General features: G+C 39.5%; 11 protein-coding genes. 7 read left to right on the top strand and 4 right to left on the bottom strand.

The window, feature by feature from the left end; genetic code table 11:
• The 5 genes from ilvA (at position 1) to H5116_RS14790 (ending at position 5,264) form a co-directional block, all read left to right on the top strand.
• Positions 1–1,554 (top strand): threonine ammonia-lyase, biosynthetic, encoded by a 1,554-nt coding sequence (gene ilvA / locus H5116_RS14770; RefSeq protein ID WP_039485942.1) that lies wholly within the window; start codon positions 1–3, stop codon positions 1,552–1,554.
• Positions 1,555–1,651: 97 nt separating this feature from the next.
• Positions 1,652–2,686, top strand: coding sequence for an ABC transporter substrate-binding protein (locus H5116_RS14775; RefSeq protein WP_182696389.1), 1,035 nt, complete (start codon positions 1,652–1,654; stop codon positions 2,684–2,686).
• A 60-nt stretch (positions 2,687–2,746) separates the two neighbouring features.
• Positions 2,747–3,922 carry a methyltransferase gene (locus H5116_RS14780; protein ID WP_182716520.1) on the top strand — a complete coding sequence of 392 codons (1,176 nt, stop codon included), beginning with the start codon at positions 2,747–2,749 and terminating at the stop codon, positions 3,920–3,922.
• 30 nt (positions 3,923–3,952) lie between these two features.
• Positions 3,953–4,615 carry a carbonate dehydratase gene (can, locus tag H5116_RS14785; RefSeq protein WP_002959903.1) on the top strand — a complete coding sequence of 221 codons (663 nt, stop codon included), beginning with the start codon at positions 3,953–3,955 and terminating at the stop codon, positions 4,613–4,615.
• 4 nt (positions 4,616–4,619) lie between these two features.
• Positions 4,620–5,264 carry an NAD(P)H-binding protein gene (locus tag H5116_RS14790; protein WP_182716521.1) on the top strand — a complete coding sequence of 215 codons (645 nt, stop codon included), beginning with the start codon at positions 4,620–4,622 and terminating at the stop codon, positions 5,262–5,264.
• Between the two features lie 218 nt (positions 5,265–5,482).
• On the opposite strand, the gene ubiK is transcribed toward H5116_RS14790, so the two are convergent.
• Complete coding sequence (ubiK, locus tag H5116_RS14795; RefSeq protein WP_002959905.1) at positions 5,483–5,746, bottom strand: ubiquinone biosynthesis accessory factor UbiK; 264 nt, start codon at positions 5,744–5,746, stop codon at positions 5,483–5,485.
• Between the two features lie 161 nt (positions 5,747–5,907).
• Here ubiK and rep point away from each other — a divergent pair, with 161 nt between their 5' ends.
• Positions 5,908–7,926, top strand: a complete 2,019-nt coding sequence (rep, locus tag H5116_RS14800; protein ID WP_024605304.1) for a DNA helicase Rep — start codon at positions 5,908–5,910, stop codon at positions 7,924–7,926.
• Between the two features lie 15 nt (positions 7,927–7,941).
• Here the strand turns inward: rep and H5116_RS14805 are convergent, their stop codons facing one another.
• The 3 genes from H5116_RS14805 to elbB all read right to left on the bottom strand — a co-directional run bounded on the left by H5116_RS14805 (position 7,942) and on the right by elbB (position 11,944).
• The gene (locus H5116_RS14805) at positions 7,942–10,506 is read right to left on the bottom strand and encodes a diguanylate cyclase domain-containing protein (RefSeq protein ID WP_182716522.1); all 2,565 of its coding nucleotides are present in this window, start codon (positions 10,504–10,506) and stop codon (positions 7,942–7,944) included.
• A gap of 161 nt (positions 10,507–10,667) precedes the next feature.
• On the bottom strand, positions 10,668–11,063 hold the full coding sequence (locus H5116_RS14810) for a cytochrome c5 family protein (protein WP_002959908.1): 396 nt from the start codon (positions 11,061–11,063) through the stop codon (positions 10,668–10,670).
• A gap of 233 nt (positions 11,064–11,296) precedes the next feature.
• Positions 11,297–11,944, bottom strand: a complete 648-nt coding sequence (elbB, locus tag H5116_RS14815) for an isoprenoid biosynthesis glyoxalase ElbB (protein WP_182716523.1) — start codon at positions 11,942–11,944, stop codon at positions 11,297–11,299.
• Between the two features lie 524 nt (positions 11,945–12,468).
• Here elbB and polA point away from each other — a divergent pair.
• Positions 12,469–15,204 carry a DNA polymerase I gene (gene polA / locus H5116_RS14820; RefSeq protein ID WP_138488411.1) on the top strand — a complete coding sequence of 912 codons (2,736 nt, stop codon included), beginning with the start codon at positions 12,469–12,471 and terminating at the stop codon, positions 15,202–15,204.
• Positions 15,205–15,554 lie beyond the last annotated feature (350 nt).

A 15,554-nucleotide genomic window follows, 5' to 3' on the forward strand; every position in this document is an offset into this window, starting at 1 on the left:
ATGGTCTCTCAAGAGCTCGATTATTTTCGCGCTATTATTCAAGCAAACATGGAGCCTTTGGCTAAAGTTACCGAGGTCAGCGAAATGGCTGAGCTCGGTGCTAAATTAGGTAACCATGTTTGGTTAAAGCGTGAAGACCAACAGCCCGTGTATTCATTTAAATTACGCGGTGCGTATAACAAATTAAATAAATTACCTAAAGGCTCAGTGGTTATAACTGCTTCAGCGGGTAATCACGCTCAAGGGGTTGCACTAAGTGCTTCTCACTTAGGGCATCAAGCTACAATTGTAATGCCAGTAACAACGCCTGAAATAAAAGTCAGTGCGGTACGTGCGCTTGGCGGTGAAGTTGTGCTACATGGACATCATTTTGATGCCGCAAAAGCACATGCGCTTGAGCTTACAGAGCAACGAAACGGTATATTTGTTCCACCATTTGATGACCCAGACGTCATTGTTGGTCAAGGTACTGTAGCACGTGAGCTTATGCAGCAATTAAACGAGCTCGATGCGGTGTTTATTCCTGTTGGCGGCGGCGGTTTACTTGCTGGGATGGCGGTTTATATTAAATCGCTGCGTCCAGATATAAAAGTAATTGGTGTAGAAGCCGACGAAAGTGCATGTTTACAAGCGGCACTTAAAGCAGGCAAACCGGTAGAGCTTGAACGCGTTGGTAGTTTTGCTGATGGCGTAGCGGTTAAAATTATTGGCACTGAAACATTTCGCTTAGCGCAAAAGTTTTGTGATGAAGTTATAACCGTCACCAGCGACGAAATATGTGCTGCCATGCAGGATATTTTTGTATCTACCCGTGCAATAGCAGAGCCTTCAGGTGCACTTGCAACGGCAGGGCTTAAAAAGTGGAGCCAGCAGTCGGGTTTAAAAGGGTTACATTTAGCGGCTGTTTTATCCGGTGCTAATTTAAACTTTGATCGCCTGCGTTATGTTGCAGAGCGCACTGCGCTGGGTGAAAAAAACGAAGCGTTATTAGCGGTTACTATTAAAGAAGAAAAAGGCAGCTTTAAACAGTTTTGTGCTTCTTTAGGTGGCCGTGCTATTACTGAGTTTAACTACCGTTATGCAGGACCTGGTGAAGCACAAATATTTGTAGGTATTGCCCTGCGCCAAGGCGAGCAAGAGCTTAATGAGCTAAAGCAAGACTTAACAAATAATGACTACCAATTTTGCGATCTGTCGGATAACGAACTCGCTAAATTACATGTGCGCTACATGGTTGGCGGAAAAGCACCCGAGCAATTACATGAGCGCTTACTTCGCTTTGAATTTCCAGAGTATCCAGGTGCGCTTGCACGCTTTTTAGATACTTTAGGTAGTAATTGGAACATTACCTTATTTCATTATCGTAATCACGGTGGTTCGATGGGGAATGTACTGGCAGGTTTTGCTATTGAGCCGAGTCAGTATGAGATGTTTAACGAGCACTTAAATCGTTTAGGTTACAGTGTACAAGATGAAACACAAAATCCGTGCTTTAGCCAATTCTTAACATCAAAGCCCCAAGCAGAAAAAGCCGAAAAACTCGCCTCAGTATAATCCTACTTTATAGGCAGGCACCTAACTAGGGTGCTTGCTTTATTACACGTTTTACATATAGTTACAGGTAATCGTCATACTTTTTGAGGACACCTAGTTGCTATTTAAAGGATTAATCATTGGATTGTGCTTTTTTTGTAGCCATATCGCGGCGCAAGAATCAGTCACATTACAGCTAAAATGGACACATCAGTTTCAGTTTGCTGGCTACTATATGGCAAAGCAAAAAGGCTTTTATAATGAAGCGGGCCTTGATGTAACCATTAAACAAGCTAATCCAATGAAACCTGATACCTTTGCTCCTGTCGCCAGTGGCGAAGCACAATTTGGAGTAGGGCACTCTGGTATTTTACAGCAACGTATTAATGGACAACCTCTTGTTGCTATGGCTGCCTTATTGCAATTTTCACCTTACTGCTGGATGGTTAAAGACACGTCTGATATTTTTCATCCACGTGACTTTGTTAATAAACGTATCACTGCGGTAAGCAAAAATGATGGTACCGAACTACTTATTATGCTTAAACGCAGTGGCGTTGATGTGGATAAACTCAAAGTTTACGATGGCGAAAATCCAGGCCAGGCTTGGATTGAAAACAAGCTAGATGCTATGCAAGTATATGTTACTACAGAGCCTTATTATATGACTCAACAAGGTGTAGCTCATCGACTTGTTTGCCCACAGCGTTATGGTATGGATGTATATAGCGACATTTTATTTACCAGCGAAAACATGCTTAAGAAAAATCCTCAAACGGTCGAAAAATTCTACCAAGCGAGCCTAAAAGGGTGGCGTTATGCAATGATGAACATGGATGAAGCCATTGCAGTCACCCAGCAAAACTATGCACCGGGTAAAAGCTTTTATCAGCTCGCTTTTGAGGCTGAAGTACTAAAAAGTTATATAACCCCACCCACTACCAGTTTAGGGCATATGTCGATAGCAAAGTGGCGCTTAATTGCGGACTTATATGGCATACCGCAAAACGAATTTGACGAAGTGAAATCTCACTTTATTTATAAATATCAAGAGCCTGAAAAAATGCAGTTATCGTGGATGCTCATGGCAGCTATTTTGGTAAGTATTATTTCAATACCTTTGTATTTACGGCTGATTTTTAGTAAAAATTAACTGCTTAGGTAATTCACGAAACTGATATAATTAATTGTCTTTTTTATTTTTTAAGCTGTTATGACTTTAGCTGAGCAATTTTTAGCACTTGATTCTCTTTTAATACATCATCGTCAGTATTGGCAGTGCACTGCATTTGATTTTGACACTATACCTTGGCCAGAGCTACAAGGCATACTTAGCGAACTAACTGATGATCAGGTAAGCGTTCTTGATAACGATCAAAACCAGCTATACCAATTTTTTAGCCAGCACATAAACCAACTTGATGAACTTGCAAAGTTATGCGAGTTACCTAGCACAGCCCACTCTCGAGCTGATTATCCATTTTGGATAAGTAACGGCATTAAAGGTCGTAAGTTTGCACAGTTACAAGATTTTGTATCTGCACTACCTAATACCAAGCAACCTGTTTTAGAGTGGTGCGCGGGTAAAGGGCACTTAGGTCGAATGCTTGCGTTTAATGGCGCAAGTAATGTGCATAGTATTGAACTGCAACAAAGCTTATGCGAGCAAGGACAAAAAAGTGCACAGCAACAAGGCTTAGCAATGCACTTTAGCCAAGCCGATGTATTAAAAGACGATATCACTCAATTTTTTAATACAGATATGCATGCTGTAGCGCTACACGCATGTGGTGGTTTGCACCAAGCATTTATGCGCCAAGCAAGTTTAGCGAAAGTACAGCAAATTAGCTTTTCACCTTGTTGCTACCATTTATTCACGGCTAATGAGTACCGTGCAATGAGTGAGGATGCAAATAAAAGTGAGCTTAATCTAACGCATCGTGATTTAAAGCTCGCATTACAAGAAACTGTGACAGCGCCTTCTCGTCTGGAAAAAGTACGTAAAACAGAACTTGAGTGGCGACTTGGTTTTGATGCACTAAGAAAGTCGATCACTGGCGAGCAATATTACGTAAGCGTACCTTCGGTCAACAAAGCTATATTCTCAGATTCGTTTAAATCGTTTTGTGCATGGGCTGCAGATAAAAAGGCATTAAAATTACCTCAAGACACTGATTATATTAAGTATTTAGAGGTTGGGGTGGCTCGAAAAAAAATAACTGACCGAGTTGAACTGGTTCGACATGTGTTCAGAAGGGCAATTGAAGTTTGGCTTGTGCTCGATCGTGCTTTATATTTGCAACAGCAAGGTTATCAAGTAAGCGTTAAAACGTTTTGTAAAAAGCAGTTAACGCCTCGTAATATTTTGATTCTTGCTAATGTCCATTAAATTTCCGTCCTCGACTTAATAAGAGATGCAATGAGAAAGTTAAAAAATTTATTCGATAACAACAAACGTTGGGCTGCTCGTACAAGTGAAGCAGACCCTGAGTTTTTTAAAATTTTATCTATGCAACAAAATCCAGAGTATTTATGGATTGGTTGTTCAGACTCTCGTGTACCTGCAAATCAAATAGTTGATTTATTACCAGGCGAATTATTTGTACATCGTAACGTTGCTAACGTGGTTGTACACACTGACCATAACTGCTTATCGGTTATGCAGTACGCTGTAGAGGTTTTAAAAGTAAAACATATAATGGTAGTAGGTCACTATGGTTGTGGTGGCGTACAAGCCGTTTTAAACAATGCTAAATTTGGCTTTATTGATAATTGGCTACGCCATGTAGGAGATGTAAAAGAAAAGCATCTTGAACAACTCGACGCAATGCCAGAAAGCGAACGCTTAAGCCGCCTTATTGAGCTAAATGTAATTGAGCAAGTACGTAATGTGTGTCGTACTAACATTGTGCAAGATGCCTGGGAGCGAGGCCAAGAACTAAGCGTTCATGGTTGGGTTTATGGTTTAGAAAACGGCCATCTTCATGATTTAGAATCTGTAGTAACGTGCGCGAGTGAAGAAACGCAAAGCTACAAAAAAGCAGTGCAACACGTATTTAAAAAAGTGGGTGAAAATAAATAAATCCATGACTAAAACGGCGGTGTTAATAGGTGCTACAGGCTTGGTCGGTAATGAGTTGCTCCATAAGTTACTTAATAGCGACCGTTATACAAAAGTAGTTACGTTAAGCCGTCGAGCTCTGCCTGTCACACATGCAAAGCTAGTTAATCACGTTATTGATTTTGAAAAATTAACTCAATATGTTGAGCTTTTTAAAGGTGATGTATTGTTTTCGTGTTTGGGCACAACCCGTAAACGAGCGGGCTCGATATACGCTCAGCGTAAAGTTGATTTTGATTATCAGTTTATAGCGGCGCAGTTAGCGGCATGTAATGGCGTTACGCATTATTGCTTAGTGTCATCAAGCGGGGCGAATACGCACAGTAATAGTGCTTATTTGAAAATGAAGGGAGAGCTTGAGCAACATATTAAAGCACTCCCTTTTGATAAAATAAGTATTTTACAACCATCTTTATTATTAGGCGATCGTGAGCAATTTAGAGTGGCAGAAAAGATAGGCAGTATTATTTTTCCTGTTATTACACGATTTGCGTTTTTAAAGCGTTACAAACCAATAACTGGCGAGCAAGTTGCGCAAAAAATGCTGAGTGTGAGTTTAGCTCAGCAGGCTAAGTTGTCTTATTATGTACTTGATGAGCTATTTGAATAAACTTGGTAAAATGCAAAAGGCAGCCTAAGCTGCCTTTTTTGTACATTAAAATTAATACCAATCTTATTAAAAAAATGATCATCTTAGTGTATTAAATAACTCACTAACTACGTTAAAAATTATTTATATAGCACAACTACGTACCATAATTTTAGCCTTGTTATTGAGCTATTTTCTTATCGCTATAATAGAACACTAATTTAATGCAATTGGTATAATTATTCAGCGTCAGTTTTAGCGCTAAGTTGTTGCTCAAGCAATGAAACTTTAGCTTCAAGTTCGGTTAACTTTTCGCGAGTACGAATAAGTACTTGGCTTTGCACATCAAATTCTTCACGGCTCACAAAGTCCATCTCAGCAAGCTTGTTTTGTAGAACTTGCTTTGTTTTACCTTCGAGTGTGTCTGCTAGGTTTTTTACACCTTGCGGCATATTGCTAGTAATTTGCTTAGCAATTTCTTCAAGTTTTGCTGGGTTGATCATATTTGTCCCTTCGGCATTGCCTAAATGATAATAACTAATATTACCTTATACCCACGGCATTTAACACATGATCATCTTTACCTTAATTAATTAAGGCAATTGCTATGCTCGCTGTAATGGTTACGTTAAAATTGCGCGTCTTTTAAATTTCTTTGGTCGTTATGAAACTCAATCCTAAACAAGATGAAGCCGTAAAATATATTAGTGGTCCCTGCTTAGTACTCGCGGGCGCAGGCTCTGGTAAAACCCGTGTTATTACGAATAAAATCGCTTATTTAGTGAAAAAATGTGAGTACAAAGCGCGAAATATAGCCGCTGTTACTTTTACCAATAAAGCAGCCAAAGAAATGCGTGAGCGAGTACTGCAAACGCTCGGTAAGCAAGACGCTAAAGGTTTATGGGTATCAACGTTTCATACACTCGGTTTAGAAATAATAAAAAAAGAGTTGAGTACATTAGGGTTTAAGCCCGGCTTTTCGTTATTTGATGATCAAGATACCAATCAGCTTCTTAGTGAACTCACCGAAGATGAGCTAAAAAAAGACAAGGACTTACTCAAACTACTTAAAATGGAAATTGGTAGTTGGAAAAACGAATTAGTACTGCCAGAGCAAGCAATACGCGAAGCGCGTGATGCGCAAAAGGCATTGTTTGCACAGTTGTATGCTCGATATCAAAACCAGCTACGTGCTTATAATGCACTGGATTTTGATGATTTAATTATGATCCCTACTTTGTTACTTACTAATAACGCCACATCTCGTGAGCGCTGGCAGCAACGCTTTAAATACTTGCTGGTGGATGAGTATCAAGATACCAATACAAGCCAATATCAACTTGTTAAATTGCTAGTAGGCGAGCGTGCCCGTTTTACTGTGGTAGGTGATGACGATCAATCAATTTACTCATGGCGTGGTGCTCGCCCGCAAAACTTAGTGTTATTAGGTAAAGACTACCCAGGGCTTAGACTTATAAAGCTTGAACAAAACTATCGAAGTGCAGGGCGAATACTAAAAGCGGCTAACATTTTAATTGCCAATAACCCACATGACATAGAGAAAAAGTTATTTAGTGAACTAGGTTATGGTGAGCCGATTAAAGTAATAGGGTGCCGCGATGAAGAGCATGAATCTGAGCGTGTGGTTGCTGAAATAATTTCACATAAGTTTATGAAGCGAACCAGCTATAAAGATTACGCGATTTTATATCGTGGTAATCATCAAGCACGTGGCTTTGAAAAATCACTAATGAGTAACCGTATCCCTTATAAAATTAGTGGCGGTATGTCGTTTTTCGCTCGCTCAGAAATTAAAGATATTATGGCGTACTTACGCCTATTAGTTAATCAAGATGATGACAATGCGTTTTTACGTATCGTAAATACACCGCGACGCGAAATAGGCACGGTTACCCTTGAAAAGCTTGGTACGCTTGCTAATGAAAAGCACGCGAGCTTGTTTGCTACCTGTTTTGATAACGATTTAGGCTACAGACTAAAAGGGCGTGGCTTTAATGCGCTTGCTGGATTTGCACGCTGGGTTGTTGAGCTATCTGATAACGCAGTACGCGGTGATACGCTCGAAGCTGTTAAAGACTTAGTGCGTAATATTAATTACGAGGCATATTTGTACGAGTCGTCACCGAGTGCAAAAGCGGCTGAAATGCGTATGAAAAACGTATCAGAGCTGTATCGTTGGATAACAGATATGTTGACCGGTGATGCCGACAACGAACCAATGACATTAGCCGAGGTTGTTAGCAAGCTAACCCTTCGCGATATGCTTGAGCGTAACGAAGAAGAAGATGAAACCGATGCAGTGCACTTATCAACACTACATGCATCAAAGGGCTTAGAGTACCCGTACGTATTTATGGTGGGTATGGAAGAGGGTTTACTTCCGCATCAGGTAAGTATTGATGAGGACAATGTAGATGAAGAACGTCGCTTAGCTTATGTTGGTATTACTCGCGCACAGCAGGAGTTAACACTTACTTATGCAAAGATACGTCGTCAATTTGGTGAAACTTCACAAACTGAATTAAGCCGATTTGTACAAGAGTTACCGCAGGACGATCTTGCGTTCGAAAACAAAAAGGCGCCAAATACCCAAGCAGAGCGCATGGAAAAAGGCCAAGCAAGAGTCGCTAACTTACGAGCGATGTTTAAAAAGCCTGAGTAATACCTCAGGCTAACTTTATAAAGACTGGGTTGCTTGCACTTTAGGTAACTCAGAGCATACTAAAGCGTGTTGTTTACCTACAAAAAATGCCAAACCGTGTTTATCTAATAAAGCTCTAAAATTAAGTATTGATGGGCCTTTAGCAATGACCTTCATTGCTTTGAGCTTTGTAATTGCAAGCACGCCCTGTAGCTGAAAATCGTATCTTTCTTGTTGTAAAACACGTTTACTAAAGGTCGAGCTAAGTAGTAAATAATCAAAATTAATATCGGTTAGTAAATTAAGTTCGCACCTGTCTTTAGCAAAATTGTTTAAACCAATTGAATAACCAAGTTGTGATAGCGTTTTGAGGTTTTTTATTTGCGTTGCACATGCGTGGCGAATTTCTTGTTCATCAAACAATAAACAGAGTTGGCTTTGTCCTTGTTGTTTATTTAGCGTATCGGTAAATAAAACAAATTCGTGTTCCTCAAGTAGCAAACCAGAGCAAGGAACCAATGCCATAGCTACATTTGCAGTAATTGCTTGTGCATAGGCGCGTTGTAATAGTTGTAACTCTACTTGCAGATGCTGCTCTTTATCTGATGCAAACTTTTTCAAAATATCAAAGCTAGTAAAGCCAAGTATTGGGTGTTCACCAAATGCTTCAAATAAAGATTCAGACTGTTGTTGCTCATCAAGCGTAATTATTTCTGAGCTTCTAAAACTCATAGGTAATATATCAAGGTGATGTTGTGCTTTTAGAGTCTGCGCAGGTATTGATTGCGTTAATAGCGGATGAAATAACTCGTAACGATTTTTTCCTGAGTTTTTGGCGTGATACATGGCGGCATCGGCATCACGAATAATTTCATCTGTATGCGTATAGCTTTTCTTTGAGTAGGTTATCCCTATACTTGCGCCACTTTGTAAAGACTCACCTTTAAGATAAAAGGGTTTTTTCATTAAATCTATAATACGATTTGCAACATCTTCTGCTTGTTGAGGCTCAGTTAAATGGGTTAATAAAATAACAAATTCATCCCCGCCTAAACGTGCTAGTAAATCATGCTCGCGTATACATTGGGCAAATAACTCACTTACGTTAATTAAAAATTGATCGCCTGCATGGTGGCCAAGCTGATCGTTAATATCTTTAAATTTATCTAAATCGATAAACAAAACAGCAAAGTGGTGCTCAGGAAAACGTTGATAATGTTGTAGCGTTTTTTCGAGCTGAGTTAAAAATAGACTACGATTAGGCAAGCTCGTAAGTGAATCGTGATGTGCATCATGATAAAGCTGCTGCTCTATTTTTTTTCGCTCATCTATTTGCATTTGTAAGTGCAGATTAGTTTGACGCAATTCTTTGGTTTTTTCGTTTACTCTAAATTCGAGTTCTTGATGGCTTTTTGCAATTGCTTGATTGACGAGCTTTGTTTGTAAAACAGCTGCAATTTGATGCGATACAAAGGTAATTAACTCGCAATCATCTCGGCTGAAAATATGTTTGTTATCGTAGGCTTGGCAAACAATAAGGCCGATAACACCTTGAGCTGTTTTAAGTGGAGCGCCTAACCAGCTAGTGGCCATTTGCTCTTTTGGTACAGGTGCTGAACGTTGTACCACACCGCTTACTATTAATTCTTTTGCTCTACATGGGTGTATTAGTTGTGTTTCTTCGGTGCTTATTACCAGTTCGCTATAACCTTTAGCAAAGCGTCTTGGCTGTGTATTTTCTTTAAATTCATCTACGCAATAAGGAAAACTAATCCACCCTGTTTCTTTATCATAAAGCGCAATATATAAGTTTTCTGCGTAGGTAATTGTTTTTATTATTTCGTGTATCTTAAAATAAGCGTCATCAAGGTTTTTAGCTTGTGTTGCTATCTCAGATATTTTAAATAGAATTTGTTGGCGTTGAAGTGCGCGTTTACGCTGCTCTATTTCAAGGTTTAGTGCATCGTTACTTTGAGTGAGTGCGCGGGTGCGAATTTTAACTTCTGACTCAAGAAGCTCTCGTTTTTTTACACGCTCTATTGCTGTTGCCAAATAAAGCGACATAAACTCAAGTAATTGTATTTGCTGTGAGCTATAGCCTTGTTTTGTATCGTAACTTTGAGCTGCTAATACACCGATAATATTATGTTCTTGGTAAACAGGTACGCCTACCCAATGTTCGGCAGGAGTGCCTAATGCTTTAAATAAACCTTCTGCTGCAGCATCTTGCATTTGCTGCTTGGTAAAACATGTGGTTTTACCCTGTTTAAATACATAACCCGTGGCGCCTTCATCAAAGCTATTTGATTGGTTAAGGGCGACGGCAATACCATCTTTTTCATCTGAAAAGTAAGAAAGCTCTAGTGATTGGCTGTATTGATTTAGCAGCACCACATAAAAACTTTTACTAGGTACGTACTTTTGTAAAATGTCATGGATGGCGGGGTATAGCAGGGTTAGCTCGGCCACAGTACTTGCCTGCTCTGATAATTGGATCAGGGCATTTTGTAAGTGATGTGATTGTTTGTATTTTTCGAGAAGCGCTCTAAGGCGTTTATTTTGATACGCCAATTTACTCGATACTGATAGTTTATCTTCCAATGATCTAACCGGCTATTTTATTGTATAGTTATTAGCCTTATACTTTCACTTTTAGTGCTTATCGTCAAGTTGATATTCCTACTAAAGCAGTAGCTAGATACACTATTTTAGGCATTAAAAAAGGCTTACAGAAGTAAACCTTTTTTATATTTCAATCGAGCTTATTTAGATGTCATAAAGTCGATAGCAGCGCTAATCTCATCATCAGAACAATCCATACACGTGCCTTTTGGAGGCATAGCATTAAAGCCATTTAGCGCATGCTCAAGTAAAGTATCTTTACCTTTAGCAATACGTGGAGCCCAATCGTCAGCTGATTTAGGCGCGCCTAGTGCACCAGTGCCGTGACATGCAAAACATGCACCTTGATATACTTGCTCACCAGAACGAGGACCTGTAGGCGCCGCTGCAACTGCAGCTTTATCGCCTTCAAGGTATACAGCACCAACCGGCGCGAGACGTGCTTTAATTGCATCTTCAGTCATAGAGTTATCATATGGCTGTGCGTATGCAGTGGTTGCTAGCAATAATAATGCTGCAGCTGTTAATTTTTTCATTTTGCCTTGCTCACTTCGATTTGAACGTGATCAATCACGATTAAAGATGACGGAAATTAAACCGATTATAACTCTCTGGGCCAATTTATAAAATGCTAAGAGCCGTTTTTATTAATAAAACTGACTACTTTTTGCGTTAACGCAATAAAATTTAATTATTTACTGTTTTTTGTTAAGCAATTTAATAAGCGTAATCAGTCATACAATTAACTTTTTAGATCCTAAGATCAAAATCAATTTATTGATAATACGCTACTAACTAGTTTTGCGATCCCTGCGTTGGCTTCAAGAATCGATTCTGCCAACATGTAAGCAGGGGTGGTAACTAACTTATTTGGTTCATCGATAACTACACCGTCAACAGCACAATCTATATGTTTAGCGCCTAATGTGCTTAGCGCTTGTGCTGTCTCTACATCGTTACCAATAGTAAGTGCGGCGTTATCGTAAATAAATGGGATCAATGCGGGTGCAATACACATATAACCTGCAGGCTTATTCGCTTTTGCAAATGATTTACAAGCATTAAGGACGTCCTGATTGATATTTGCTTTTGCGCCTTTAATTGCAAAATCGCATAAGTTTTTTGCAGCACCGAAACCGCCAGGTACAATTAATGCGTCAAACTGAGTCACGTCTAGTTCAATCAGCGATTTAATGTCACCTCGTGCAATGCGAGCAGCTTCTGTTAATACATTGCGTTTATCAGGCATTACTTCACCTGTTAAATGGTTAATGGTATGAAGTTGTTCAATATCTGGTGCAAAACACTGATACGTTGCGCCATTTTTGGCTATATGTAATAAAGTTAAAATTGCTTCATTAATTTCACTACCATCGTACACACCAGACCCTGCTAATATTACTGCTACGTTTTTCATGCTTTTGTGCCCCTAAAGTCTTTTTTATAAGTCGATCGGATGGAGTTTAACATGCTCAAAATTTCTCGCGAAAATAAATTTTTAGTACAAAAATCATTCGCAGTGCAAGTCGTTTTGCGGTTTATGCCATTTGCGATCACTTTGCCTTTAAAAAAATTATAAAGGATCGCTATGATCTTCGATCCATTGTGCTAGAATACTCCTCCGGTTATTTAAATGGACGCGAATAATCAAAGTGAATAACAACAGAAGCAGTCGTTAGAAAACCTTTTTCCACATTGGTTTAAAATAATAAAAAAAGAACCTCGTATTATCTTTTTTAAATTAAAACATACAGTTAAAGTATTTTCTAGGCATTTTATAATGCTTTGGAAGAATAGCTCGTGGCTGTTATCTACACACTTATCCACAGCTTGCTCTAGTTTTAATAACACGATAAACAGTAATTCACTGTCGTTTTATTTACTACCTTATGGCATGCTTATAATTACCTTAATTTTTTGCATTTAGGATCCAAATTCACCATGGCTCAGATCCCCGAAAACCCACTTATTTTAGTTGATGGCTCGTCATATTTATTTCGTGCTTATCATTCTCCGCCGCATTTAACTAATTCTAAAGGTGAGGCTACGGGCGCTATTTACGGCGTGATCAACATGCTTAAAAGCTTGATCAGACAATATGATCCCTCACACATGGTGGTTATATTTGATGCTAAAGGCAAAACGTTCCGTAACGATATGTATAGCGAATATAAGGCAAATCGCCCGCCGATGCCGGATGACTTACGTACGCAAATAGCACCAATACATAGCATTATCAAAGCGATGGGTTTTCCGCTAATTAGTATCGAAGGCGTTGAAGCTGATGATGTTATTGGCACATTTGCACGCATTGCAACTGAGCAAAAACGGCATGTCCTTGTCTCCACTGGTGATAAAGATATGGCGCAACTTGTAAATGAACACGTTACATTAATAAACACGATGACCGACAGTATTTCAGATCCTGTTACCGTAGTGGAAAAGTTTGGTGTAGGCCCCGAACTTATTATCGATTACTTGGCACTAATGGGCGATAAGGTCGACAATATCCCAGGTGTTGAAGGCTGTGGTCCAAAAACGGCCGTTAAGTGGTTAGAGAAATATGGCTCGTTGCAAGGTGTAATGGATCACGCAAGTGAGATTAAGGGTAAAATAGGTGAAAAGTTAGCTGCAGCTCTCGATCATCTGCCTTTAAGCTACGAGCTTGCAACAATTAAGTGCGATGTTGAAGTCGAATCAGATCTTGATACGTTCAAACTACAAGAGCCAAATAAAGACGAATTAATTGCACTATATGGTGAGTGCGAATTTCGTCGTTGGTTAGCTGAGTTACTAGATAACCCCAAAGATGCAGAAACACATCTAGCTGTACCTACCGAAGCCACTGAATTACCAAAAGTAGAAGATGCTCATTACGAAACTATTTTAACGCAAGCGCAATTTGATACGTTAATAGAGCAATTAAATAGTGCCGAGTTATTTGCATTTGATACAGAAACTACCAGCCTTGATTACATGAAAGCGCAATTAGTGGGTATGAGTTTTGCCGTAAAAGCGGGTGAAGCTGTGTATTTACCTCTAGCGCATGACTACCCGGGTGCGCCTGAGCAATTAAGTCTGGAATTTGTAATGCAAAAGCTAGGCCCAATTTTGGCCGATGAAAACAAAGCTAAAGTAGGGCAAAACCTTAAATACGACAAAAGTGTATTAGCGAATGCAGGTTTTGCGCTAAACGGTATTAAGTTTGACACCATGCTTGAGTCATACGTATTTAATAGTGTGGGTACACGCCACGATATGGACTCGCTAGCACTTAAATATCTAGGTCATAAAAATATTAGCTTTGAAGATATTGCTGGCAAAGGTAAAAAGCAACTTACCTTTAACCAAATTGAACTTGAAAAAGCTGCGCCTTACGCTGCAGAAGATGCCGATATTACTTTACGCCTACATGAAGTGCTTTGGCCAAAAATAGCGGCTGATGAAAAGCTAAAATCTGTATTCGAAGATATAGAAATGCCACTTGTTAGTGTGATTTCTGATATTGAACGAACCGGTGTTGCAATTGATAGCAATATGCTTGCAGCACATAGCCAACGATTAGGCGAGCGTTTAATTGAGCTTGAAAAAGAAGCATTTGAAATAGCAGGCGAACCATTTAATTTAAGCTCTCCTAAGCAACTACAAGTATTGTTGTTTGAAAAGCTTGGCCTGCCTATTATCAAAAAAACACCTAAAGGTGCACCTTCTACCGCAGAAGAAGTATTGCAAGAGCTTGCTCATGATTATCCACTACCTAAAGTAATTATAGAGCATCGTGGTTTATCAAAGCTTAAATCGACTTATACTGATAAATTACCATTAATGGTGAATGAGAAAACCCAGCGTGTACATACGTCATATCATCAGGCAATTACAGCAACGGGGCGCTTGAGTTCAACCGATCCTAATTTACAAAATATTCCTATTCGTTCAGAAGAAGGGCGTCGAATTCGTGAAGCGTTTATAGCTGCAGATGGTTACAAAATTGTCGCTGCCGATTACAGCCAAATTGAGCTGCGTATTATGGCGCACCTTTCACAAGACAAAGGTCTATTAAATGCATTTGCTAACGGCTTAGATGTACACAGTGCAACTGCCGCTGAAGTATTTGGTGTAGAGCTTGATGATGTAACTACCGATATGCGCCGCAAGGCGAAAGCAGTAAACTTTGGCTTAATTTACGGTATGTCTGCATTTGGTTTAGCACGTCAACTAGATGTGCCGCGCCACGAAGCGCAGCATTACATAGATAAATACTTTGAGCGTTTTCCTGGTGTATTAGAGTACATGGAAACAACACGCGAAAAAGCAGCTGAAAATGGCTACGTTGAAACAATATTTGGTCGCCGCCTACATTTACCAGAAATAAACGCACGTAATGGCGCGCGCAGAAAAGGAGCCGAACGTGCTGCTATAAACGCACCAATGCAAGGTACTGCTGCTGATATTATTAAAAAAGCAATGCTGAGCGTTAACCGCTGGGTACACGAACAGGCGCCAAATACGATTAAGCTACTAATGCAAGTACACGATGAATTGGTATTTGAAATTAAAACAGACTGCGCACCTGAATACACAAAACATATTTGTGAGCTGATGTCGCAAGCTGCAGCGCTTGATGTGCCGCTTATTGTTGAAGCCGACGAAGGTGACAACTGGGAACAAGCCCATTAATGCAATTTGAGCATTTTAATTAAAGCGCCTTTTGGCGCTTTTTTTATGTTTAATAAAAATGAGAATAACAGCTATTTAATTAGCTATATGCAAGCTTTAGTTAAAATAAGGTTAATTTAAGCAACTATTTGTATTAAATAGTTATATGTTCGTCAATTCGAGCTGTTTTACAGGAATATGATTGTATTTTAATGCGTGCTTTTGTTAAAGTCCCGCCTGTCCTATCCTGTAGGACATCCTGTTGATGATGCATCTGAAAGGGTGCAACAAATTGATAGCTTCTCCCCAGTTTGCTATACCGGCCTACCAACTTGTTTGGTGGGCCGTTTTTTGTTTTACGCCTAAAAATC

The sequence above is a fragment of the Pseudoalteromonas sp. SG45-2 genome (assembly GCF_014164115.1).
In the GTDB taxonomy this organism is placed as follows: domain Bacteria; phylum Pseudomonadota; class Gammaproteobacteria; order Enterobacterales; family Alteromonadaceae; genus Pseudoalteromonas; species Pseudoalteromonas distincta.

What these genes read in the sequence shown, in the direction of transcription:
- can (WP_002959903.1), top strand. Translation starts at nt 3,953, where the DNA reads ATGAGAAAGTTAAAAAATTTATTCGATAACAACAAACGTTGGGCTGCT.
- H5116_RS14790 (WP_182716521.1), top strand. Translation starts at nt 4,620, where the DNA reads ATGACTAAAACGGCGGTGTTAATAGGTGCTACAGGCTTGGTCGGTAAT.
- ubiK (WP_002959905.1), bottom strand. Translation starts at nt 5,746, where the DNA reads ATGATCAACCCAGCAAAACTTGAAGAAATTGCTAAGCAAATTACTAGC.
- rep (WP_024605304.1), top strand. Translation starts at nt 5,908, where the DNA reads ATGAAACTCAATCCTAAACAAGATGAAGCCGTAAAATATATTAGTGGT.
- H5116_RS14810 (WP_002959908.1), bottom strand. Translation starts at nt 11,063, where the DNA reads ATGAAAAAATTAACAGCTGCAGCATTATTATTGCTAGCAACCACTGCA.
- ilvA (WP_039485942.1), top strand. Translation starts at nt 1, where the DNA reads ATGGTCTCTCAAGAGCTCGATTATTTTCGCGCTATTATTCAAGCAAAC.
- elbB (WP_182716523.1), bottom strand. Translation starts at nt 11,944, where the DNA reads ATGAAAAACGTAGCAGTAATATTAGCAGGGTCTGGTGTGTACGATGGT.
- polA (WP_138488411.1), top strand. Translation starts at nt 12,469, where the DNA reads ATGGCTCAGATCCCCGAAAACCCACTTATTTTAGTTGATGGCTCGTCA.
- H5116_RS14780 (WP_182716520.1), top strand. Translation starts at nt 2,747, where the DNA reads ATGACTTTAGCTGAGCAATTTTTAGCACTTGATTCTCTTTTAATACAT.